The 21,951-nt window shown below is 63.4% G+C and carries 21 protein-coding genes; 14 read left to right on the forward strand and 7 right to left on the reverse strand.

Annotation, left to right across the window (positions count from 1 at the left end; translation table 11 throughout):
• Window positions 1-7 precede the first annotated feature (7 nt).
• From pip to NKK50_RS20605, 4 genes are all read left to right on the forward strand, one after another.
• Entirely contained in the window at window positions 8-964 is a 957-nt protein-coding gene (gene pip, locus NKK50_RS20590; protein WP_023735501.1) for a prolyl aminopeptidase, read from the forward strand.
• A gap of 187 nt (window positions 965-1,151) precedes the next feature.
• A complete protein-coding gene (gene cimA, locus NKK50_RS20595) occupies window positions 1,152-2,768 on the forward strand; it encodes a citramalate synthase (protein WP_023684468.1) in 1,617 nt (538 codons plus the stop codon).
• 138 nt (window positions 2,769-2,906) lie between these two features.
• Window positions 2,907-3,836, forward strand: a complete 930-nt coding sequence (gene rarD / locus NKK50_RS20600; protein WP_023673577.1) for an EamA family transporter RarD — start codon at window positions 2,907-2,909, stop codon at window positions 3,834-3,836.
• A gap of 11 nt (window positions 3,837-3,847) precedes the next feature.
• A complete protein-coding gene (locus NKK50_RS20605) occupies window positions 3,848-4,534 on the forward strand; it encodes a glutathione S-transferase family protein (RefSeq protein WP_023816820.1) in 687 nt (228 codons plus the stop codon).
• Between the two features lie 31 nt (window positions 4,535-4,565).
• Here NKK50_RS20605 and NKK50_RS20610 read toward each other — a convergent pair whose 3' ends face one another.
• Window positions 4,566-5,177 carry an LOG family protein gene (locus NKK50_RS20610; RefSeq protein ID WP_023673582.1) on the reverse strand — a complete coding sequence of 204 codons (612 nt, stop codon included), beginning with the start codon at window positions 5,175-5,177 and terminating at the stop codon, window positions 4,566-4,568.
• A 124-nt stretch (window positions 5,178-5,301) separates the two neighbouring features.
• Here NKK50_RS20610 and NKK50_RS20615 point away from each other — a divergent pair, with 124 nt between their 5' ends.
• The 4 genes from NKK50_RS20615 to NKK50_RS20630 all read left to right on the forward strand — a co-directional run bounded on the left by NKK50_RS20615 (window position 5,302) and on the right by NKK50_RS20630 (window position 10,071).
• Window positions 5,302-6,987, forward strand: coding sequence for a LysM peptidoglycan-binding domain-containing protein (locus NKK50_RS20615; protein WP_352521089.1), 1,686 nt, complete (start codon window positions 5,302-5,304; stop codon window positions 6,985-6,987).
• A 229-nt stretch (window positions 6,988-7,216) separates the two neighbouring features.
• Window positions 7,217-7,552: an ArsR/SmtB family transcription factor gene (locus NKK50_RS20620; RefSeq protein ID WP_023672695.1), complete on the forward strand. Its 336-nt coding sequence runs from the start codon at window positions 7,217-7,219 to the stop codon at window positions 7,550-7,552.
• A gap of 24 nt (window positions 7,553-7,576) precedes the next feature.
• Window positions 7,577-9,457 (forward strand): ABCB family ABC transporter ATP-binding protein/permease, encoded by a 1,881-nt coding sequence (locus tag NKK50_RS20625; protein ID WP_023743787.1) that lies wholly within the window; start codon window positions 7,577-7,579, stop codon window positions 9,455-9,457.
• A 278-nt stretch (window positions 9,458-9,735) separates the two neighbouring features.
• Window positions 9,736-10,071, forward strand: coding sequence for an antibiotic biosynthesis monooxygenase (locus NKK50_RS20630; protein WP_023685667.1), 336 nt, complete (start codon window positions 9,736-9,738; stop codon window positions 10,069-10,071).
• On the opposite strand, the gene NKK50_RS20635 is transcribed toward NKK50_RS20630, so the two are convergent.
• A complete protein-coding gene (locus NKK50_RS20635; RefSeq protein WP_031204535.1) occupies window positions 10,050-10,940 on the reverse strand; it encodes an SMP-30/gluconolactonase/LRE family protein in 891 nt (296 codons plus the stop codon). The genes NKK50_RS20630 and NKK50_RS20635 overlap by 22 nt on opposite strands.
• 226 nt (window positions 10,941-11,166) lie before the next feature.
• Between NKK50_RS20635 and NKK50_RS20640 the strand changes: the two genes are divergently transcribed.
• Window positions 11,167-11,928: a DMP19 family protein gene (locus NKK50_RS20640; RefSeq protein WP_023743789.1), complete on the forward strand. Its 762-nt coding sequence runs from the start codon at window positions 11,167-11,169 to the stop codon at window positions 11,926-11,928.
• Between the two features lie 504 nt (window positions 11,929-12,432).
• On the opposite strand, the gene NKK50_RS20645 is transcribed toward NKK50_RS20640, so the two are convergent.
• Window positions 12,433-13,107 (reverse strand): lysozyme inhibitor LprI family protein, encoded by a 675-nt coding sequence (locus NKK50_RS20645; protein WP_196815013.1) that lies wholly within the window; start codon window positions 13,105-13,107, stop codon window positions 12,433-12,435.
• A 181-nt stretch (window positions 13,108-13,288) separates the two neighbouring features.
• On the opposite strand from NKK50_RS20645, the gene NKK50_RS20650 reads away from it, so the two are divergent.
• On the forward strand, window positions 13,289-14,071 hold the full coding sequence (locus NKK50_RS20650) for a phosphatidylserine decarboxylase (RefSeq protein ID WP_280790543.1): 783 nt from the start codon (window positions 13,289-13,291) through the stop codon (window positions 14,069-14,071).
• Between the two features lie 3 nt (window positions 14,072-14,074).
• Entirely contained in the window at window positions 14,075-14,890 is an 816-nt protein-coding gene (pssA, locus tag NKK50_RS20655) for a CDP-diacylglycerol--serine O-phosphatidyltransferase (RefSeq protein WP_023672701.1), read from the forward strand.
• A 160-nt stretch (window positions 14,891-15,050) separates the two neighbouring features.
• Here the strand turns inward: pssA and NKK50_RS20660 are convergent, their stop codons facing one another.
• A complete protein-coding gene (locus NKK50_RS20660; RefSeq protein WP_023715065.1) occupies window positions 15,051-17,273 on the reverse strand; it encodes an AMP-binding protein in 2,223 nt (740 codons plus the stop codon).
• Between the two features lie 199 nt (window positions 17,274-17,472).
• On the opposite strand from NKK50_RS20660, the gene NKK50_RS20665 reads away from it, so the two are divergent.
• Together NKK50_RS20665 and NKK50_RS20670 are read left to right on the forward strand one after the other, a co-directional pair.
• Window positions 17,473-17,961, forward strand: a complete 489-nt coding sequence (locus NKK50_RS20665; protein WP_023695606.1) for an Xre family toxin-antitoxin system antitoxin — start codon at window positions 17,473-17,475, stop codon at window positions 17,959-17,961.
• The gene (locus NKK50_RS20670; protein WP_023689127.1) at window positions 17,958-18,464 is read left to right on the forward strand and encodes an RES family NAD+ phosphorylase; all 507 of its coding nucleotides are present in this window, start codon (window positions 17,958-17,960) and stop codon (window positions 18,462-18,464) included. Before NKK50_RS20665 ends, NKK50_RS20670 begins: the two co-directional genes overlap by 4 nt.
• A 3-nt stretch (window positions 18,465-18,467) precedes the next feature.
• Here the strand turns inward: NKK50_RS20670 and NKK50_RS20675 are convergent, their stop codons facing one another.
• Entirely contained in the window at window positions 18,468-18,878 is a 411-nt protein-coding gene (locus NKK50_RS20675) for a tautomerase family protein (protein ID WP_023693979.1), read from the reverse strand.
• 112 nt (window positions 18,879-18,990) lie between these two features.
• On the opposite strand from NKK50_RS20675, the gene NKK50_RS20680 reads away from it, so the two are divergent.
• A complete protein-coding gene (locus NKK50_RS20680) occupies window positions 18,991-19,854 on the forward strand; it encodes a LysR substrate-binding domain-containing protein (protein ID WP_023727359.1) in 864 nt (287 codons plus the stop codon).
• 135 nt (window positions 19,855-19,989) lie between these two features.
• On the opposite strand, the gene NKK50_RS20685 is transcribed toward NKK50_RS20680, so the two are convergent.
• Together NKK50_RS20685 and NKK50_RS20690 are read right to left on the reverse strand one after the other, a co-directional pair.
• The gene (locus NKK50_RS20685) at window positions 19,990-20,898 is read right to left on the reverse strand and encodes a DMT family transporter (RefSeq protein WP_023689124.1); all 909 of its coding nucleotides are present in this window, start codon (window positions 20,896-20,898) and stop codon (window positions 19,990-19,992) included.
• Window positions 20,899-20,949: 51 nt separating this feature from the next.
• A complete protein-coding gene (locus tag NKK50_RS20690) occupies window positions 20,950-21,837 on the reverse strand; it encodes a DMT family transporter (RefSeq protein WP_023689123.1) in 888 nt (295 codons plus the stop codon).
• Window positions 21,838-21,951: the final 114 nt, after the last annotated feature.

Consider the following 21,951-nt stretch of genomic DNA (forward strand, 5'->3'; position numbering starts at 1 on the left):
CAATGAAATGAACAGTGAACTTCGTACTCTTTATCCAGAGATCGAGGCGTACGAGTCCGGCATGCTCGATGTCGGCGACGGCCATCATATCTACTGGGAGCGCTCCGGAACCAGGGGCGCCAAGCCGGCCGTTTTCCTGCATGGCGGTCCCGGCGGCGGCTTCTCGCCAAAACATCGGCAATTGTTCGACCCGAAGCTTTACGACGTCATCCTGTTCGACCAGCGCGGCTGCGGGAAATCGACACCCAACGCCTCGCTCGAGGCCAACACCACCTGGCACCTGGTTGCCGACATCGAGCGGCTGCGTGAGATGTGCGGCTTCGAAAAATGGCTGGTGTTCGGCGGCTCGTGGGGCTCGACGCTGGCGCTGGCCTATGCCGAGACGCATCCTAATCGCGTCAGCGAGCTTGTCGTGCGCGGCATCTACACGCTGACCCGCGCCGAACTCGAATGGTACTATCAGTTCGGCGTCTCCGAGATGTTCCCCGACAAATGGGAGCGTTTCCTGGCGCCAATTCCTGAGGCCGAGCGCGGCGACATGATGGCCGCTTACCGCAGGCGGTTGGTCGGCGCCGATGGCAAGGCGCAGCTGGAAGCCGCCCTTGCCTGGAGCCTGTGGGAAGGTGAGACGATCACGCTGCTACCGGAGCCGGAGACCAGCGACAAGTTCGGCGAGGACGACTTCGCCATCGCCTTTGCCCGCATCGAGAACCACTATTTCGTCCACGCCGGCTGGCTGGAGGAGGGGCAGCTTCTGCGCGATGCCCATAAGCTCGCGGATATTCCCGGCACAATCGTCCACGGCCGCTACGACATGCCGTGCCCGGCGCGCTATGCCTGGGCCCTGCACAAGGCCTGGCCGAAGGCGGATTTCCACCTCATCGAAGGCGCCGGCCATTCCTATTCGGAGCCGGGGATTCTGGATCGGCTGATACGCGCGACGGATGGGTTTGCGGGGAAATGACAGCGCGTGGCACCCCCCTCTGTCCTGCCGGACATCTCCCCCTCAAGGGGGGAGATTGGCTGTCATCGGCGCTTTCGCAAATCTTCATCGCTGCAGGAAACGAACCGACGCTAAAGCTGCCGATCTTCCCCCTTGAGGGGGAGATGGCCGGCAGGCCAGAGGGGGGTGCTCGCGCGCCAACAGAACAATGACCAAACAACGCCTCTATCTCTTCGACACAACCCTCCGCGATGGCCAGCAGACGCCGGGCATCGACTTTTCCGTCGAGGACAAGATCGCGATTGCCAAGCTGCTCGACGAGTTCGGCATGGACTATGTCGAAGGCGGCTATCCCGGCGCCAATCCGACCGACACCGCCTTCTTCCAGCAGAAGCGCACGGCGAAGGCAAAGTTCGTCGCCTTCGGCATGACCAAGCGGGCAGGCGTGTCGGCATCCAACGACCCGGGCCTGGCAGCGCTCGTGCAGTCCAAGTCCGACGCCATCTGCTTCGTCGCCAAGAGCTGGGACTATCATGTCCGCGTCGCGCTCGGCTGCACCAATGAGGAAAACCTCGACTCGATCAACGCGTCGGTCGAAGCAGCTGTTGCCGCCGGCAAGGAAGCGATGGTCGATTGCGAGCATTTCTTCGACGGCTTCAAGGCCAATCCGGACTACGCACTGGCCTGCGCCAGGACCGCCTATGATGCCGGCGCGCGCTGGGTGGTGTTGTGCGACACCAATGGTGGCACGCAGCCCTCGGAAGTGCGCGCCATCGTCGACAAGGTCATTGTTTCAGGTATTCCGGGCGGCCATCTCGGCATCCATGCCCATGACGACACCGGCCAAGCGGTGGCCAATTCGCTCGCCGCCGTCGAGGCCGGCGTGCGCCAGATCCAAGGCACGCTGAACGGCATCGGCGAGCGCTGCGGCAACGCCAATCTGGTCTCGATCGTACCGACGCTGGCGCTGAAGCCGGCCTTCGCCGATCGGTTTGAAACCGGCATCTCGGCCGAGGCGCTGACCGGGATATCCCGGCTTTCCCGCGCCTTCGACGAATTGCTGAACCGTGCTCCGGAAGCGCAGGCGCCCTATGTTGGCGCCTCGGCCTTCGCCACCAAGGCCGGCATCCATGCCTCCGCACTGGCCAAGGAGCCGGCGACCTATGAACATGTGCCGCCCGAGGCGGTAGGCAACCGCCGCCGCGTTATGGTTTCGGACCAGGGCGGCAAGGCCAATTTCCTCGCCGAGCTGAAGCGGCGCGGCATCGATGTGCCCAGAGACGACCATCGTCTCGATGCGCTGATCTCGGTGGTCAAGGAGCGCGAGGCCGAGGGCTACGCCTATGAGGGCGCCGATGCCTCCTTCGAGCTGTTGGCGCGCAAAATGCTGCACGGCCTGCCGGAGTTCTTCAACGTCACTTCGTTCCGCTGCATGGTCGAGCGCCGCTTCGATGCCAACGGCCAGTTGAAGACGGTCTCCGAAGCCATCGTCAAGGTGATGGTCGAGGGCGAGGAGAAGATGTCGGTGGCCGAAGGCCACGGCCCGGTCAACGCGCTCGACATCGCGTTGCGCAAGGACCTCGGCAAATTCCAGAGCGAGATCGCCGACATGGAGCTCGCCGATTTCAAGGTGCGTATCCTCAATGGCGGCACCGAGGCGATCACTCGCGTCCTGATCGAATCGCATGACGGCACCGGCGCACGCTGGTGGACGGTCGGCGTGTCGGAAAACATAATCGACGCCTCTTTCCAGGCGCTGATGGATTCGATCGTCTACAAGCTGATGAAGAACCGCGACATGGCGGGATTGGTGGCGGCGGAGTAGGGTTGCAAGACGTGGGTTTCCTCGCCCCCGAAGTGGGGCGAGGAACTTGCGCCGCCCCTTGAGCCATCAGCGGAAGTCCATTGATCCATCATAATTTTGCGATGGTTTTGGATGGCCCACTGGGCCATAGCGGTTGCCATGGCCAGCGACACGATCCAGCCCGACGCCGACTCCAAAGCCCGCAGCGGCTTTCTCCTCGCGCTCGGCGCTTATCTGCTATGGGGCCTGTTGCCCTTCTACATGAAGGCGGTTGCGCATCTGCCGCTGATCGAGGTGATCGCCCACCGCATCGTCTGGTCGGTGCCGATTGCCGCCGCGGTGCTGGTCTGGGCCGGTCGGACCGCCGATTTCAAGGCGGCAATCCGCTCACCACGCAGCATCGCCATGGCGGCGTTGACGGCGACCCTGATCTCCGTCAATTGGGCCATCTATGTCTGGGCGATCTCGGTCGACCGCACCGTCGAGACGGCGCTCGGATACTACATCAACCCATTAGTTAGCATCGTCGTCGGCGCGTTGTTGCTCGGCGAGAAGCTCGACCGGCTGCAGATCGCGGCCGTGTTGCTGGCGGCGGTCGCAGTTGCCGTTCTGACCGTCGATGCCGGCAAATTGCCTTGGGTGTCGCTGGCGCTGGCCTTTTCCTTCGCTGCCTATGGGTTCTTCCGCAAGACGTTGCCGATCGGCCCGAGCCAGGGCTTTCTGCTCGAAGTGCTTTTGCTGTCGGTGCCGGCGCTTGCCTACATCGTCTTCCTGGTCGTCAACGGCCAGGACCATTTCATCTCCAGCAACGGCACCGATATGGCTTTGCTCATCGGCTGCGGCCCAGTCACCTCGGTGCCGCTGCTGCTGTTCGCCTTCGGCGCCAAGCTTCTGCGCCTCTCCACCATCGGCATCATGCAGTACATCGCACCGACCATGGTGTTCCTGATCGCCGTGCTGATTTTCGACGAGCCGTTCGGCACCACGCAAGCAATTGCCTTCGCGCTGATCTGGGCGGCATTGGCGATGTATTCCTGGTCGATGTTTCGTGGCCGTGAAATCCGCCCGGTGGCGTTGGCCCCGAAGTAGGGAGCCTTTCGATGTACGTGCTGCATATCGCCAACAAGAACTATTCGTCATGGTCGCTGCGGCCATGGGTGCTGATGCGCACCCTCGACATTCCGTTCGAGGAGCAATTGACGCCGTTTCCGACCGGGCCCAGTTTCGATCTCTACCGGGCGTTCTCGCCCAGCGGGCGCGTGCCTTGCCTGGTCGATGACGGCTGGGCCGTCTGGGATTCGCTCGCTATTGCCGAGTATCTCGCCGAGGGCCACCATGGTGTGTGGCCTGCCGAGGCCAAGGCGCGAGCCTGGGCGCGCTCGGCCGCCGCCGAAATGCATTCTGGTTTCACGGCCTTGCGCGGCGCATGCCCGATGAATTGCGGCTTGCGGGTAAAACCGTTGCCGATGTCGGACGCGCTGAAGCAGGATCTGTTCCGTTTGGGCGATCTCTGGAACGATGGCCTTGCCCGGTTCGGCGGGCCGTTCCTTGCCGGCGGCCATTTTACCGCCGTCGACGCCGTCTTTGCTCCGGTAGCGTTCCGTGTGCTATCCTATGGGCTGTCTTTCGAAGGGGCTGCTGCCGCCTATCCCGCGCAATTGCTTGGCCTGCCGGCCATGCAGGACTGGTATGCGGCGGGTCTCGCCGAGACCTGGCGGGAGCCGGACCATGAGGCGGAGGTCGCTGCCGCCGGCACCATCGTCGAGGATCTTCGCGCTACGGCGTGATGGGCAGCGGGGCCTCTCTCACTAGTCACTATCACATTTTATCAATCACCGACTGCACGCCTTCCGTCGGCGCATCGACCGACGACCCCGCCACCATGATGGCGGCGACGATGGCCTCGGGGTCTTCGACCACCAGCGGCTTGACCCGTTGCGCGGTGTGGATGAAGCCTTCGCTGGCCATATGGTCGAGCAGCGCCAGCATCGGATCCCAGAATCCTTGAACGTTGGCGAAGACGATCGGCTTGCGGTGATGGCCGAGCTGGCCCCAGGTCATGATCTCGACGATTTCCTCGACCGTGCCGATGCCGCCGGGCAGCGCCACAAAGGCGTCGGATTTCTCGAACATCTTGTGCTTGCGCTCGTGCATGTTGTCGGTGATCAGCAACTCGTCGAGCCGGTCAAGCGCGGTTTCGGTCGCCTCCTTGTTGATGAGGAAGCGCGGAATGATGCCCGTTACCTTGCCGCCGGCCTTGAGCGCGCCTTCGGCGACTGCGCCCATAATGCCTTTGGTGCCGCCGCCATAGACCAGCCGCAGGCCGGCTTTGGCGAGCGAGCGGCCAAGCAGGTGCCCGGCCTTGGCATAGATTTCATCGCGGCCCGGAGACGAGCCGCAATAGACGCAGACGGATCGAATCGTGTTCATTCGTGATTGGTGATTGGGTCTGAATGCGGGGTCAAGCCCCAAGGCTGACAAGCCCGGGCTTTTTCTTGTCGGTGCCGGCAAAACACGCTAGACCGGCTTCAGGTGGCTAAGGGGTAGGGGAAATATGGCTGTTAATCCATTGAAGGCGTTTCTGTTCGCGGCCGGTGGGACCGTCGCGGTCGTCGGAACCGCCTATGTATCGGGCGCACTCGACCCGTATCTGAATCCCACGCCGCCTGCGGCGATTGCATCGCTGACGCCGCCGGCTGAAAAGCTGGCCGATCCGGGGACCGAGGGAAGGCTGCCGCCGGCGCCCGCCGCGCCCACCGATGCCAAGGCTCCCGCAGCACCCGCGCCTGCCGACGCAACGGCTCCCGCGACCGAAGCTGCGGCTCCGGCGGCACCTGCCGCGCCCGCTGCTGCCCCAACAACCCCAGCGCCGGCCGCGGCCGGCCCGGTTGCGCCGAGCTTCGACGTCGTGCGCGTCGAAAGCAACGGCTCGATCGTCGTTGCCGGCAATGCTGCGCCCAATTCGAAGATCGAGATCCTCAACGGCTCCTCGGTGCTTGGCTCGACTGTCGCCGGTCCGGACGGCGCCTTCGTCATCGTTCTCGATGATCCGCTGAAGCCCGGCGACTATACGATTGCGTTGCGCGCGACGGCCGGCGATGTGGTTACCCCTTCCGTGCAGACCGCCGTCGTTTCGGTTCCCAAGGACGCCGCCGGCCAGGTGCTGGCGATGGTCGAGGAACCCGGCAAGCCGGCCGAGCTGCTTAGCGTCCCGGCGCCTGAGACCAAGCCCGCGGCACCGGCCGCCGGCGATCAGGCCGCTGCCCCAGCCTCTGAGGCGCCTGCTACGGCTGGGCCTGCCGTGGCCGCTGAAACAGCACCTGCTGCTCCGGCTGTGGAAGCCGCAACTGCCCCTGCAGCGCCAGCAGTACCTGCAGCGCCGCCGGCGGCAGGCGTGGCTGCACCCAAGATCGTCGTCGAGGCGGTCGAGATCGACGGCAACAAGATCTTCGTCGCCGGTCTGGCTGACGCCGGCCGCAAGGTGCGCGCTTATGCCAACGATATCCTGCTTGGTGATGCGGTGACCTCGCCCGACGGTCATTTCCTGGTCGAGGCGACGCGCGACATCCCGGTCGGCAGCTACACCATCCATGTCGACGGTCTCGACGCCGACGGCGTGAAGGTCGTGGCCCGCGCCGCCGTGCCGTTCGAGCGCGAACCCGGCGAAGCGATCGCCGCCGTGGCGCCCGCGGAGGCCAAGCCCACCGAGACCAAGCCCGCCGAAGCAAAGCCTGCTGAGCCGGCCGCACCGGCTGCTGCCGAAGCACCGGCCGCTCCGAAGCCTGCGGCGCCAGCCACTATCGCGGCTGCCCCTGCGAAGCCCGCACCAGCTGCTGCCGCATCCGCACCAGCCGCACCGGCGGCTGAAGCGCCGGCTCCGGCTGCCCCGGCGGTTGCCGGGGCACCTGCGGCACCGGCAGCGCCTGCCGCTGAGGTTCCAGCCGTCGTCGCGGCGGCAACGCCCGATGTGCCAGAGACGGTGGCGCCAAAGCTTGAACATGCCGACGGCGCGGTGATCATCCGCAGGCACGACACGCTGTGGCGGATCTCACGGCGCGTCTACGGTCACGGCGTGCGCTTCTCGACCATCTATCTCGCCAACCAGGACCAGATCAGCGATCCCGACCGCATCTGGCCGGGGCAGGTGTTCAAGGTTCCGGAAAAGTCCAAGGAAGGCGAAGCCGCCGACCTCAAGGCGATGGGCGAGCAGGTGACAACGGCGCCGGTGAAGACGCAGTAGCGGCCGAGCGCTTGATCTCCCCCCTTGAGGGGGAGATGGCCGGCAGGCCAGAGGGGGTCGCCGCGCATAGAACGCCGACCTTCTCTTTGCTGCAAACGACGTTGCGTCAGGACGTACCGACCCCCTCTGTCGCCTTCGGCGACATCTCCCCTCGAGGGGGGAGATTAGGTCGCTCTACCCATCGGGTTAGCTTGCCACGCACCCGTTCATCGTCTATCGCCGATGAACGATGGCAGACTCGCTCGCTGAACCAGACCACGCAAACTGCGCACCGCCCCAAAGCCGCGCCGTTGCCGCTCGCTTCGCCGCACTCTCGCACCCGGCGCGCATCGAGATCCTTAGACATCTGTCGGCCAGCCGCTCCTGCTGCTGCCGTGAGGTTGTCGACCATCTCGACCTCGCGCAGTCGACGGTCTCCCAGCATCTGAAAATCCTGGTCGAAGCAGGCTTGGTCCGCTTCGAGCCCGACCGCCAGCGCTCGCGCTATCAACTCGACCGCGCCGCGCTCGCCGACGTTTCCGCATCGCTGACCGCACTCGTCAATTCCTGCTGCTCCGGCCGCTGATTTCTCACCCAAAAGGCAAGACAAGTGGCAGAAAAAACCGTTTCCGATAGCTCGACCTTCAGCACCTTGCGCAATCTGTGGCCCTATATGTGGCCGGCCGACCGCGCCGATCTCAGGGCACGCGTCACTTGGGCAACGCTGCTTCTGGTCGTTGCCAAGCTGACACTGGTTGCCGGGCCGTACTTCTTCAAATGGGCGACCGATTCTCTGGCCGGTGACGCCAAATCGCCGCCGCCGCTGCCATCCTTCCTGCTGGCGCCGGTGATGCTGGTCGTCGCCTACAATGTCGTGCGGCTGGTGCAGCTTGGCTTCAACCAGCTGCGCGACGCGCTGTTTGCCCGCGTTGGCCAATATGCGGTGCGCCAGCTCGCGTTCCGCACCTTCGTTCACATGCACCAGCTGTCGCTGCGCTTTCACCTCGAGCGCCGCACCGGCGGCCTGTCGCGCATCATCGAGCGCGGCACCAAGGGCATCGAGACGATCGTGCGCTTCATCATGCTGAACACGGCGCCGACCATCCTCGAATTCGCGCTGACCACCGGTATCTTCGCCTACACTTATGGCTGGAAATATGTGGTCGTGGTGGCGGCCACGGTGTGGCTCTACGTCTGGTTCACGGTTCGCGCCAGCGACTGGCGGATCTCGATCCGCCGCGACATGAACGACAGCGACACCGACGCCAACACCAAGGCGATCGACTCCCTGCTCAACTACGAGACGGTCAAATACTTCAACAACGAGGGTATGGAGGCTGAGCGCTTCGACCGTTCGATGGCGCGCTATGAAATGGCGGCGACCAGGATATGGACCTCGCTCGGCTGGCTGAATTTCGGCCAGGGCATCATCTTCGGTCTCGGCACCGTCATCGTCATGTGCATGTCGGCGCTGGAGGTGCAGGCCGGCACGCAGACGGTCGGCGATTTCGTCTTCATCAATGCCATGCTGATGCAGCTTTCGGTGCCGCTCAATTTCATCGGCTTCATCTACCGCGAAATCCGCCAGGGGCTGACCGACATCGAGCAGATGTTCGACCTGCTCGATGTGCCGCAGGAAATCACCGACAAGCCGGATGCCAAGCCGCTCACTGTTAAAGCCGGCAAGGTCGAGTTCCGCGACGTGCACTTCGCCTACGACCCCAGCCGCAAGATTCTGAAGGGCGTCTCCTTCGAGGTTCCGGCCGGCAAGACGGTGGCCATCGTGGGCCCGTCCGGCGCCGGCAAGTCGACGATTTCGCGGCTCTTGTTCCGCTTCTACGACGTCCAGGGCGGTCAGGTGCTGATCGACGGCCAGGATGTCCGTGATGTGACGCAGGCGAGCCTGCGCGGCGCCATCGGCATGGTGCCGCAGGACACCGTGCTGTTCAACGACACCATCGCCTACAACATCCGTTACGGCCGCATCGGCGCCAGCGAGGAAGAAATGCAGAAAGCCGCCGAGCTTGCCCAGATCGGCCCGTTCATCGAACGACTGCCCGAAGGCTACCGCTCGATGGTCGGCGAGCGTGGGCTAAAACTGTCGGGCGGCGAAAAGCAGCGCGTGGCGATTGCCCGCACGATTTTGAAGGCGCCGCCGATCCTGATGCTCGACGAGGCGACCTCGGCGCTGGACAGCCACACCGAACAGGAAATCCAGGCCGCCCTCGACCTGGTCAGCAAGGGCCGCACCACCATCGTCATTGCGCATAGGTTGTCGACGGTGATCACCGCCGACGAGATCATCGTGCTCAAGGACGGCGAGATCGCCGAGCGCGGCACCCATGCCGAGCTGATGCAAAAGCATGGCCTCTACGCGTCGATGTGGGACCGCCAGCGCGAAGCGACAGAAGCCGAAGAGAGGCTTCGAGTTGCACGCGAGAGCGATGAGCTGGGTGTGGTTGTGCGCAGGCGGACTTCGGAGGTGAGCTAGGCGGCGGAGCGCCAATCTCCCCCCTTGAGGGTCGCCGAAGGCGACAGAGGGGGTCACCGCGCGTGGAGCGCTAACCTTCATCGGTCGCAAGGGGGGCGCATCCAGTCGAACCGACCCCCTCTGGCCTGCCGGCCATCTCCCCCTCAAGGGGGGAGATACGCAGCGTCGTCGCCATCATCACCACCGAAAATTTCCCCTTGACCTCAACCTAAGTTGAGATCGCAAACCCTTTCCTGAGCCACCGAACCCAAGTCGTTCAAGAACGGAGACAGATTCAAATGGATAAACTTGCCGAGGCAGCCGTGTTCAGGGTCGACAAATTCGTCGTTCCTGCCGAGGCCCGTGAAGAAATCCTTCGCAAGGTCAGGGCGACTCATGAATTGCTGCGTCTGCAGCAAGGCTTCGTCCAGGATTTCGTGCTCGAGCAATTTTCGGGTCCGGGTGAGTTCAACTTGGTCACCATTGTCGAATGGGAAAACCAGGCGGCCGTCGACAATGTCGTGCCGATCGTCAAGGCGGCCCACGAGCGGGCGGGCTTCAACCCGCAGGAGACCATTGCCCGGCTGGGTGTGAAGGCCGATATCGCCAACTATCAGCGTCTGCCTGAGATGTAGGAGGGCCAGCCCGTGCCAGGTGCTGGCGCCTCGACGCTCAGCACCTGGCCGGTGCGGGCATCGCTGATCATGTTCTCGAAACCACGCCATTGGGCGGCAACGATGAACAGCGTCTTGCCATCCAGGCCGCCGAGCATGCAGGCAAAGCAGCCGCGATCGGCATTGACGGACTGCAAGACCTCACCACCTTCGCGCACCCGCACACAGCGTTTGTTGGGAACATCCGCATACCAGGCAGTTCCTTCGGCATCGAGGCAGACGCCGTCGGGAAAGCCATCGAGATCGGCCCAGACGCAGCGGTTGGAAAGCCCGCCATCCTCCGCGATATCGAAGGCGGTCAGCCGGTTGGCATGCGACTCCGCCACGATCAGTGTCCTGTTGTCCGGCGTCACCGCCATGCCGTTGGCGAAAGCGATGTTCTCGGCCACTTGTCGAACCGAGCCGTCCGGCGTGATCAGCACGATGGTGCCGGGCCCGAAATGCTCGCCCGGTGCAGGCGCCGACCCGCCGCCATTGACATAGATGTTGCCGCGCCCGTCGACGACGATCTCGTTCCACGGGCTGTTTGACAGCGACCGAAGATCGGCATGGGTGGCCAGCGTTCCATCCGCCTCCTGCCGCAGCAACAAGCCATCCCGACCCGAGACGATCAGCAATCGGCCATCCGACAACCAGTCGATCGAATAAGGCAGGATGGCCGGCACGGTGAGCATCACCTGGTTCCCGCCGTCCTCATCCACCGCGACGATCTCTCCGGTTCCCCAGTTGCAGAGCCACAGGCGTCCGTCGTGCCAGCGGGGAGACTCTCCGAAAGCGAGGCCTTCTGTAATGACCTTGGCGTTCAGGGCGATTGATTTCGAGGATGGCATCTCTGACCCTGGTTTGTCGACTCGCCGCAATTCGGCATTGTCGCGAAGCGCTTTCCTGCCAAGGACGTGTGAATCTATGGCGCCCCGACATGACCGTCGACAATTTCGGCAAACCATCGTGCGAATGCCTCTGGATCAGAGTGCCTTTAATCCTTGAGGGCAGCTGATATTGTCGCGTCGGAAATAACCCGTTCGCGCAAGTTTTGCGACCAAGAGAGTATTTTCGATGTTCGGTTTCTTTTCCCGCAAATCCAAGAAAACGCCCGAGAAGTCGGCATCAAATTCTGGAAAGCAGTTGGAATTCGGCCTGCCGTTGCCAGTCGTCGTACTGCGTTCGAACGTCGAGGATCCTGATGAAGAGCCGTTTTTTCTCGTCTTCGCTGTCATGCAATTCGTCACAGCGATGGTTTCCAAAGGACTCTATCGTTATCCCGAAATCGACACCAAGGCGATGCAGGTCCTTCATGCCGACTCGTACTCTTCGGAGGTAAAGAACGGCGGCCATAGTCAATTCATCCACAATGCCGGGCAGGAAATCGGCGCCATGATTGCCAACGCACGAGCTGGACTCACTGCTTGTGGCGCAAAGGGCCAGCTTGCGACTTTGGAAAAGATGTCCAGCTGGATTGCAGACCATCCCAACGAAGCCGCCCAGCAGACGGGCTTCGAGGGCGGGCGGGATGATTTTCTCGATACACTTGATCATGCGTTCTACGTTGCGGATGAGGCCGCGCCCATGGAAAACCTTTTGGCGCGCTGGATCGCGTCATGGCCTGATCTGCAAGTTGTCGATAGTGACGATTACGACGACGTCATACACCGGCCGGTGATGGCCAATCCGAAGCGCGAAGGCAGGCTTCTTCATAAGTCCGTTGGCAACTTGGCAGGCCAGATGATCTTGAGCTGGCGCGATGTCGGGCCGGCCTTGCCTGCGCCAAGATCGCGCCGCCCGAGATCAAAATCGCGTTCGGCATGGCAAGGATGCTGAACATAGAAGGAGAGAAACAGCTGGTTTTTCAACTTCAGACCAGCGCGAAGAAGACCCGACTATGCAGTGCGACGGAGACACACGTCACGGTCTACGAGTACATCGCTCCAGAAGAGTTGCTTGTCATACCGCCAGGCGAGAGCCCGCTAGCGGCTAACGCCCCGAAAGTTGGCGCCAAGCTTGGCATTGCTGAAGAGCCCGAGATCACAGCGGTCATTGAGCTGGCGGAACAATACCATGCTCCCGCCGCCGTCGACCTCCTGCTCCGCAAGGCAGGCTTCGACCCGACGGATGCCATCGTTTCTGCGAATTCGGTGGTGCAGAAGGAGGAAGGAGCAATCGTGAATTGGGTGGTGCTGGCATCAGGCCAAGTCTTCCTTTTCCAATCGTTGCGGAACGGCGGTGTGCTCTTGCGCGGCAAGGATGATGAAAGCCTCGCTGAGGCCGCTATCGCCGAGCTCAATGCCCACTTTGATCGCTCCGCTGCGGCGGGTTACAGCAAGCCTACTTTTTCTCCGTCAGGAAGAACATGCCATCGGCATGGCCGTTGGCACCGCATGACAGGGGCTCCGATCTGCCATCCTTGCCGGCGCCGCTCTGCTCGACGACAAGCGCATCGCCGTCGCGTCGAAAGGTAAAGACAAAACCGGTTGGGTTGTCGTTGTCGACGGCACGGCCGACCAGCCGCAGAGTGTTGCGCTCCTCGACCGTGCCGTCGATCTCGCATGACCCACTTCCCGAGACTGGATTGGAAACGACATCTTCCGAGATTTCGACCTTGCCTCCGCCAACAGCCTTGATGTCGACGCTGCCGCGCACGCTGCTCCATGTGCCGATCAAACCTGCATCGGGGGGCTTGCGTATGCCGGACAGGAAGGTTGCGCGGTCGCGCAGGAATTCGCCGAGATCGAAAGTCTGTTGGTTCTTGGGCGAACTTTCGTTGAAACCGGCGATCTGATCGCGATAGGCGATGAAATCGCTTTGGTCGTCCCGCAGCGCCTTCCCGGTATGAGCATCGAGCCTCTTCAGCAGCGCGGTATAATTCTTCGCGACGTCGGCATCGGCTTGCGCCAGGACCGGATCGGCGCAAATGGCCTTTTCCGCCAAGCTGGCGGCCTTGGCGCAGTCGAAGGATACTTGCGCAACTGCGTGGTCGCTCGCTGCCACAAGTACGGTCAAAACGGCACCCACGGCTGCCGATCGTATGGCAACAAGATACGTTTTGCCTGAATTTGGCGCCATGGCAGTCGGCCTTTTCGCCGCGCGTTCAGCCGGCGTTGGCCCGAATTCTGGCGGCAAAGCCGGCGGCAGGCAAGCACGTCACCGTTCCTGCCGGCTGCGGACGATGCGGCCTTGCCCAATGTTGCGTTGCGGCAGCGGAGCCTTTCCGGTATTGAGGCCGGACCTGAAACAGGGACCGCCCCCATCCCATGAGCCCCATCCGATGAGCCTCGTCGATTCGATCAAGAATGCCTTCGTTCCGATCCATCGCGAGGGCTATCCGTTCATTGCCGCCTTTGGTGCGGGCACGCTGTTCCTCGGCTATTTCTCCTCGGTGCTGTTCTGGATCGGCCTGATCCTGACCGCCTGGTGCGTCTATTTCTTCCGTGACCCCGAGCGTGTCACCCCGGTCGATGACAGGCTGGTGGTCAGTCCCGCCGACGGCGTCATCTCGGCGGTCGGCCCGGCCGTGCCGCCGCGCGAGCTTGGCCTCGGCAACACCGAGATGACCCGCATCTCGGTGTTCATGAACGTCTTTTCCTGCCATGTGAACCGCGCTCCGGTGCGCGGCCGCATCACCAAAATCGAGCACCGGCCGGGCAAGTTCCTGAATGCCGAACTCGACAAGGCAAGCTCGGAGAACGAGCGCAACGGGCTGGTCATAGACAGTCCCAACGGCATCGTTGTCGCCGTGCAGATTGCCGGCCTGGTGGCGCGCCGCATCGTCTGCTGGGCCGAGACCGGCGGCTCCATTGCCGTCGGCGAACGCTTTGGCCTGATCCGCTTCGGCTCGCGCGTCGATGTCTTCCTGCCGTCGACCGCGGTGCCGCGCGTCGCCGTCGGCCAGACGGCGGTCGGCGGCGAAACCGTGCTCGCCGAATTCGGCGGCGTCGCCGCAACCCCGCTCGTCAGGATTTCGTAAGCGGTGGGCGCGCCGTTCAAAAAGTTCGAGGCCCATGGCAGCGGCGGCCCGCGCATCCGCGAAATTCCGATGCGCATGGTGCTGCCTAATCTGGTCACCGTGCTTGCCATCTGCGCCGGCCTGTCCGGCATCCGCTTCGGCTTCGAGGGCCGTTTCGAGCCGGCCGTGGTGATGGTGCTGCTCGCCGCCTTCCTGGACGGCATAGACGGGCGCCTGGCGCGCATGTTGAAGGCGACATCCAAATTCGGCGCGCAGATGGATTCGCTGGCCGACATCGTCAATTTCGGCGTCGCGCCGGCACTGGTGCTCTACGCCTTCCTGCTCGACCGCGCCGGCTCCTTCGGCTGGATCGCAGCTCTTCTGTTCACCATCGCCTGTGGCCTGCGGCTGGCGCGCTTCAACGTGCTCGACGAAGACCATGACCGGCCGATCTGGCAGAGCGAATACTTCGTCGGCGTGCCGGCGCCGGCCGGCGCCGTGCTGGTTATGCTGCCGCTCTATCTGTCCTTCCTGCGGCTCGGTCTCGAGCCGGACCGCCTGACGGCATTCGTCGCCACCGGCTTCACTGTGCTGGTCGCTTTCCTGCTGGTCAGCCGGCTGCCGGTCTATTCCGGCAAAAGCCTGAAAGTGCCGGGCGACAAGGTGCTGCCGATCATCCTGGCGGTCGTTCTATACGTCCTGCTGTTGATGACCTATCCCTGGTACACGCTGACCGCCTCTGTCGCAGGCTATCTCATCTTCCTGCCTTTCAGCGTGCGGGCGTATTCGAAGCGCGCCAAGCGCGAGGGCGAAAAAGTGCCGCCGTCGGATATTGGGTAGTTGTTATCTCCCCCCTTGAGGGGGAGATGTCGCCGAAAGCGACAGAGGGGGTCGGTACGCCCCGGACGCGACCTCGTTTGAGCGAAGAGGACGTCGGCGCTTCACGCGAGGCGACCCCCTCTGGCCTGCCGGCCATCTCCCCCTCAAGGAGGGAGATACGCTAAGCCGCCAGGCCCAGCCCCAGCTTCTCGATCGCCAGGTTCCGCGTCGAGACATAATCCGTCTTACCGGAACCCAGCACCGGGATCTCGTCGACCTTGACGATGTCGTTGGGCACCATCAGTTCGGCCGCACCTGCCTTCTTGCCGAAGGCGCGCAGTTCTTCCGGATCGGCGTCGTCGGCGGTGGTGACCAGCACGATGCGCTCGCCGCGCCTCTTGTCCGGCACCGCCACCGCGGCGTGGCGCTCTTCCGGCCACAGCGACTGCACCAGCATCTCGACGGCGCCCAACGACACCATCTCGCCAGCGATCTTGGCGAAGCGTTTTGCCCGCCCGCGAATGGTGATGAAGCCTTCGCGGTCGACCGAGACGATGTCGCCGGTGTCGTGCCAGCCGTCCAGCGGCTGCAATTCGCCGGGCCGGTCAGCGGTCATGTAGCCCATCATCAAATTCGGCCCGTCGAGCCACAGGCGGCCGGCACCCTCGATACCCTCGACCGGTTCGAGCTTCATGCGCATCGCCGGCAACAGCCGTCCGACCGTGCCGTCGCGACCATGGATGGCGGTGTTGACGGCGACGACGGGAGCGGCCTCCGTCAGCCCGAACCCCTCGATGATCGAGGCATCGAAGCGCTCGCGATAAACGCGCCGCGTCTCCGGCTTCACCGCTTCCGCGCCGGCGACGACGAAGCGCAGGCTTGAGAAATCGCCATCCTTGGCGGTGCGGGCATAGTTGGCAAGGAAAGTGTCGGTGCCGAACATGATGGTCGGCTTCACCTTGCGGGCGATCTCCGGGATGATCTTGTAGTGCAGCGGTGACGGGTAGAGGAACAGTTTCACCCCGGTCACCAGCGGCAGGATGGTACCGCCGGTCAGGCCGAAAGAGTGAAAAACCGGCAGCACGTTGAGCAGGATGTCGGACGGCGAAATGGTAATGCGCGCCTCGGCCTGCATGGCGTTGGCGTGGAGATTGCGGTGCGACAGCACCACGGCCTTGGGCGTGCCTTCCGAGCCTGAGGTGAACAGGATTGCGGCGGGCTTGGCCGCATCCTGCCGCTGCAGCGGGAACCGCCACAGCACCGCTGCTGCGAGCTTTTCCAGCGTCGTGACGCTTGCGCGCACATCCTCCAGCCACAGCATTTTGGCGCCGCCGGCCTCGATCGCGGCGATGATGTCGGCAAGCGCCGCCTTCTCGACGAACGCGCGCGAGGAAACCACCGTTCGGATGACTGCCGCGCGCACCGCGGCGGTTACGCTGGCCGGCCCTGCCGTGTAGTTGATCATCGCCGCTACCCGGCCGGCCGAGAGCAGGCCGACGAAGGACAGCACCACGCCATTGGCGTTGGGCAGCAAAACCCCGACCGCTTCGCCGGGCGCCGCCACCGCCTGGAAACGGCGGCCGAGCACGCGCGCGCCGATGAACATTTTTCGATAGCTGAGCGAGCCGCTGATCACATCCTCGATGATCGGATGCGAGGCGCCGGTGCGATCCGCGGCATCGCGCATGGCCAGGAACAGGCCGCGATCGAGGTTGCTGCCATAAAGCCGCGCCTCGGCGATGCGGTCGAACAACGCATTGGTGTTGGAAGCCTGGTCGGGGTTGCGCGCCACCAGTTCGGCAATCGTCATTGGCTCCAGCACGCTGATCGAGAGTTTTGGGAACCAGTGGCGCGGCGCCCGGTTCTTTGGCGTCAAGGAAACCGGCAGGTCGCGCGAGCCGGTGACGAAGATCGGCACGATGCGGGCGTCGGCCTGCATGGCGATGCGGGTGACGGCGCGGAACAGGCGAAACGTCTTCACATCGGGCTCGACGTCATCGGGCAGATAGACGGCAAGCCGGCCTTTACCCTTCAGCACCCTGACCAGCCGCCGGCTGACGAAGAGATGCTCGGCGTTGAAGGCGATGGTGCGGCCAAGCTCGCGCCAAGGCTCCATCCAGGGCGAGCGCGCCGAGGCCTCGTCGAGAATGTGCAGCGTGTCGTCGGGCAGCAGCGACAGCATCAGCGCCGGCTCGAAGCGTGACTGGTGCGAGACCACATAGATCACCGGCGTCGGCGCGTTGCGGGCAATGCGGATGCGCCGGTCATCGATCCGGTAGGCGAGCTTGAACGGCACATAGAGTAGCGCCTGGGTAAAGCGCAGGTCGAGACGAAACGTCTCGATCGCGCCAATCAGCAGCCAGGCCAGCACGAGGCCTGCAAGCAGCGCCAGTGTCAGGATCATGCCGCGTCTCTCCCAACGGTCCGGTATGCGGCTCTTCGTCCGCTTCGAGAGCAGAGGGTAGCGCAATGGGGAGCAAGGTCAATGCGCGGGTGCGAGGGAGCGGTGTTCCACCTGACCTCACCAGGCAATGACCCAAACGCAGGCCTTGAAATGTTGCGACACGTGTCGTAAATAAAGCGACACGTGACGGAGAGGTAATATGGCCAGTTCCCCGCTGGGTTTTGCCGAGGCACCACATATGGAGCCGGAGTTCGAACGAATGGTCGACCTGTTTGGTGGACGGAAGGTTCTTGGATTCTCGGTAGCCAGTCCTCTTGAGGCACATGAAATGATCCTGCATGGAATTCCGGGCCAGGCGCTCGAAAGCCTCGTCAGGCATCTGATGGTCATTGATCCCGCCGATGCGTTTGAGACCGCATTCGGCATGAGCGAGCGGACATTTCAGCGGCACAAATCGGATCACTCCAAGACCCTCAGTCGGGAGCAAGGTTCCAGAACCTGGAACTTCGCCAAGCTCCTGACAAAGGCCACGTCCGTGCTCGGGACTCAGGAAGACGCGGAAAAATGGATGATCGAGTCTGCCATGGGTTTGGACAATCGCCGGCCGATCGATCTGCTGGCCACGGCGGCGGGCACTGCGCTTGTGCAGGAGTTTCTTGAGCGGCTCGACTATGGTATCTACGCGTGACGCCTTTGCCGGGCTCCCTCGGAACAGGGCAGTTGTTGGGCTGGAGGCTTGATCACAGACGCTTCAAGGCGAGCTGGGACAGTGGCGAAGGAGCCTTCAAGCTTGGGGGAAGGTGGAACAGCAAAGGGATCAGAGCCGTATATGCGTCCATCGACCCATCGACCGCCATCTTGGAGGTGGCGGTCCACAAGGGGTTTCGCACGCTGGATACTGTCCCTCACGTGCTGACGGCATTCGACATCGTCGATCCATCAGAGATTTATGTGGTCCAAACCGACGATATTCCGAACGCGAACTGGCTGCGTCCCGGCATCCCGGGCGCGGGACAGCAGCAGTTCGGCGATGGTCTGCTGGCAAAGCATCCGTTCTTTCTGATCCCCAGCGCGGTATCCCAGCACAGCTGGAACCTGGTGTTCGATCCCAACCGGGCGGCAGGCCTTTATAGCTTGCATCTCCGGGAGGATTTCGCGCTTGATACAAGGCTTCATCCTCCCGCTGGGTAGCAATCAGGCCGTGGCCTTCAGCCGCCCACTGATGAACCGGAACTCCTGGCTCTTGCCGCCATAGCCATAAGCTGCGGCCGGAACCTCGTGCACGAAGGCATAGCTCTCCTCATGCACGCCACCGAGCAACTTACCGAAGGCCTCAAAGATCGCCTTCAGATAGGCTTCCAGCTCCAGCTTGGTGTTGGTGCCGTCGACCACCTTGATGTCGAGCCAGAAAGTATTGGCGCCATGCTCTGCCAGCGACTTGCCGCCGGCGAACCAGTGCTGCGGGTCGATATAGGTGACAGCGACGGCGGTGATCGTCGGGTCCTTGCGCAGATGGGTTGCGGTCAGGCCGGTGATTTCCTTGGCGATTGTGGCGGACAGCTTGGCGTCGGGCTTACCGGTGACGCTGATGTTGATGATGGGCATTTTTCTCTCCTTCGTTTGAGCGGCGTCTGTTTGCCGTTGGAGAGACAATGCCATCATCTTGGAATCAAAAAAATCGAATTGTTTCGAACAAAAGGTTCTGTATTATCGAATTATGCAAGCGCTCGATCCCGATCTGCTCAAAACCTTCCTTGCCTTTGTCGATGGCGGCTCGCTGGCTCAGGCTGCGTCTGCTGTCGGCCGCTCGCCCTCGGCGGTGACCGCGCAGATGCAGCGTCTGGAGGAGATCGTCGGCGAACCGCTGCTGGTGGCGCAGGGGCGCGGGCGCGGGCTGACGCCGGCCGGCGAGGATCTTGTCGGTCATGCCCGCCGCATTCTTGCCGTGCACAGCGAGGCCTGGCTGGCGCTCAAGGGCGCGCGTGCCGCTGGTCGCGTCGCCATCGGCACGACACAGGATTTCGCCGATAGCGGCCTGCCGGAGCTGCTGCGCGCCTTCGCGACCAGCCATCCGCGCGTCAGGGTCGAACTCCGCGTTGGCCGTTCGGCCGAGCTTGGCGAGGCGCTGCAGGCCGGGCAGCTCGATCTGGCCATTGTCATGCGCAAGACGCCGGCCAATGACGAAGTCGGGCTGTTCAGTGAGCCGATGCTGTGGCTGTGCTCGCAAAAAGGGCTTGCCGTGCGGGAAGAGGAATTGCCGCTGGCGCTGCTCGACCCCTATTGCGGCTTTCGCGAAGCAGCACTCGCGGCCCTCGATGCTGCCGGCCGCCGCTACCGCATTGCCGCCGGCAGCGCCAGCCTTGCCGGCTTGCGCACGGCGGTCAATGCCGGCATCGCGCTGACCTTGCGCACCGCCCGCTTTGCCCATTCAGGCATTGCCGAAGCACCGCGCGAATTCGCCCTGCCGCCGGTGCCGACAGCGCAATTCGCGATAAAACTCGGCCAGGGCGCCGAGCGGCCGGCGCGCGATCTTGCCATCCTGCTCAGCGACAACCTCGCCTTGCCCGGCTTTGCCGGCTGATGTCCAAAGAAAAAGCCGACCTTTACGGTCGGCTTTGAGGAGGACGGGTCGAGGGGTTTGGGGGGACTTGGGGGGTGACCCGTCGCACCATAAAACTGCCTGATCCGCATGATGGTTCCATGACTTGGAAAATAATTATTGGGTTGCCGCACTTTTTCTCGCGGCCAGCCAGTCGCGCCCCGCATGGGCGAAAACCGCGCACAGTACTATGGCGCCGCCGATCAGGCTGGCGGCCGGCGCGATCTCGCCGAGGAACAGGAAGGCGAACAGGATCGCAAACGGCACTTCGGCGGCACCGAGAAGGCCGGACTCGGGCGCAGGGATCAGCCGCGAGCCTTCCGTCCACAGGATCGACGCCGCCGCAAACGATCCTCCGAAGGCGACGAGCAGCACGGCGTCGCGAGCAGAAATCGCCAGGGGGTCGGTGACGAACCAGCCGAGCACGAACAGCAGAAGCGCCGAGACTGCGCCCGCCCACACCACCGGCGTGTCGCGGAAGGCGCGCACCATGATCATGTAGAGCGCGCTGCCGGCGGTCATCAGCAGCGCGAGCCCATCGCCAAACAGATGACCGCTGCCGAAGCCGGAGCCGACCATCATCGCCACGCCGCACAGCGAAACGGCGGCGGCGGCAAGCGTCTGCGCCCGGAACGGCTCGCGCACCAGCACGAAGGCGAGCAGCGCGGTGATGAAGGGCGCGGTGGCGTAGATGACCGCGACATTGGCGACATAGGTGAATTTGAACGCCGAGATGAAGGCGATGCTGGCCGCGGCGCCCTCGAGGGCCAGCAACCAGCCGCGCCAGCCAAGCCGCAAGCTTTCCCGCCCGCCGGAGCGGCGCCGGCGCCACAGCACATAGAAGGTGATCAGGATCGCGCCGACAAAGCCGCGCCAGCAAGTGATGGTCAGCGGGTCGGCGTGGATCGATTTGGTCAGCACGCCGGTCAGGGCGAAGAAAGCCGCCGAGGCCGCCACCAGCATGATGCCGAGCGTACGCTCGGCAGCGGTATCTGTGGTGCCTGGGCCGTCGAGCGCTTCCGTCATCTCAGCAGCCTATCCGTCTTCTCCTGCCACCATGCTGTCAGCACGGGGTACTCATAGCCGCTTGCGGAAATGCTCGTTGCCGATGATCAGCAGGCCGGCGCCGACGATCAACGCCGCCCCCAGAAACACCTCGCGACGCGGCACGTCGCCCCAGATCGCAAAGCCGAGCCCGAAGGCCCAGACCAATGAGGTGTATTCGAACGGCGCCACGATCGACACCGGCGCCCGCTTCATGCCTTCGAACAGCATAAATTGCGCCACGCCGCCGAGCGCGCCGACGCTGATCAAAAGCAGCAACTGGCGCCAGTCCGGCATCTGCCAGACCAACAGCGCCGGCACCGTGGAAAACACCAGGAAGTAGAAATTGTTGAGCACAAGCTGGATCAGCGTGCGCTCGGCCAGCGCCGTCTTGCGCAACAGCACCACGGCAATGCCCCACAGCACTGCCGCAGCCAGTACCAAGAGCATCGGCACGGACAAGCCGAGACGAGTGGGATCACAGGCGATGAAGACGCCGACGAAGCCGATGAACACCGCCAGCCAGCGCAACAGCGGCACCTTTTCGCCAAGCATCACCACCGACAGCACGGTGACGATGATCGGGGCGGCGTAATAGATGGTGGTGAGTTCGGCCAGCTGCAGGGAGCGGGCCGCGTTGTAGTAGCAGAGCCAGGCGCCGAGCGTGAAGGCGCTGCGCACCAGCATCGGCCGCACGATGGGCGAGCGCATTGTGTCGGCAAAGATGGGCGGTCCGCCGATTGCAGCACAGCCGATAAGCACAGCGATCGAGCGGAAGAACATGATCTGCCAGACGCTGATGCCGACGACCAGAAGCTTGATCGCGGCGTCCTGCGTCGAAAACAGGAAATAGGCGCAGCCGGTGAACAGGATGCCGGCAAGCACCCTTTCGCGGGTTTCCAGAATGGCAATATCGGCCATGCGGCGTGTCCGGCGCTGTCAAGAGGACGAAGAAGAAGCCTGCCCCAATCAGGCTCCCATTGCAGGCTACACGGGCGAAAGCCTGCGGGGCGCTACGCCAGTGGCAAGCTTGCG

The organism is Mesorhizobium sp. M0001, assembly GCF_040324255.1.
Taxonomy (GTDB): Bacteria; Pseudomonadota; Alphaproteobacteria; order Rhizobiales; family Rhizobiaceae; genus Mesorhizobium.

Bases quoted from the DNA above. Each gene is read 5' to 3' on its own strand.
- pip (WP_023735501.1), top strand. From the start codon at position 8: ATGAACAGTGAACTTCGTACTCTTTATCCAGAGATCGAGGCGTACGAG.
- cimA (WP_023684468.1), top strand. From the start codon at position 1,152: ATGACCAAACAACGCCTCTATCTCTTCGACACAACCCTCCGCGATGGC.
- rarD (WP_023673577.1), top strand. From the start codon at position 2,907: ATGGCCAGCGACACGATCCAGCCCGACGCCGACTCCAAAGCCCGCAGC.
- NKK50_RS20605 (WP_023816820.1), top strand. From the start codon at position 3,848: ATGTACGTGCTGCATATCGCCAACAAGAACTATTCGTCATGGTCGCTG.
- NKK50_RS20610 (WP_023673582.1), bottom strand. From the start codon at position 5,177: ATGAACACGATTCGATCCGTCTGCGTCTATTGCGGCTCGTCTCCGGGC.
- NKK50_RS20615 (WP_352521089.1), top strand. From the start codon at position 5,302: ATGGCTGTTAATCCATTGAAGGCGTTTCTGTTCGCGGCCGGTGGGACC.
- NKK50_RS20620 (WP_023672695.1), top strand. From the start codon at position 7,217: ATGGCAGACTCGCTCGCTGAACCAGACCACGCAAACTGCGCACCGCCC.
- NKK50_RS20630 (WP_023685667.1), top strand. From the start codon at position 9,736: ATGGATAAACTTGCCGAGGCAGCCGTGTTCAGGGTCGACAAATTCGTC.
- NKK50_RS20635 (WP_031204535.1), bottom strand. From the start codon at position 10,940: ATGCCATCCTCGAAATCAATCGCCCTGAACGCCAAGGTCATTACAGAA.
- NKK50_RS20640 (WP_023743789.1), top strand. From the start codon at position 11,167: ATGTTCGGTTTCTTTTCCCGCAAATCCAAGAAAACGCCCGAGAAGTCG.
- NKK50_RS20650 (WP_280790543.1), top strand. From the start codon at position 13,289: ATGTTGCGTTGCGGCAGCGGAGCCTTTCCGGTATTGAGGCCGGACCTG.
- NKK50_RS20660 (WP_023715065.1), bottom strand. From the start codon at position 17,273: ATGATCCTGACACTGGCGCTGCTTGCAGGCCTCGTGCTGGCCTGGCTG.
- NKK50_RS20665 (WP_023695606.1), top strand. From the start codon at position 17,473: ATGGCCAGTTCCCCGCTGGGTTTTGCCGAGGCACCACATATGGAGCCG.
- NKK50_RS20675 (WP_023693979.1), bottom strand. From the start codon at position 18,878: ATGCCCATCATCAACATCAGCGTCACCGGTAAGCCCGACGCCAAGCTG.
- NKK50_RS20680 (WP_023727359.1), top strand. From the start codon at position 18,991: ATGCAAGCGCTCGATCCCGATCTGCTCAAAACCTTCCTTGCCTTTGTC.
- NKK50_RS20685 (WP_023689124.1), bottom strand. From the start codon at position 20,898: ATGACGGAAGCGCTCGACGGCCCAGGCACCACAGATACCGCTGCCGAG.
- NKK50_RS20690 (WP_023689123.1), bottom strand. From the start codon at position 21,837: ATGGCCGATATTGCCATTCTGGAAACCCGCGAAAGGGTGCTTGCCGGC.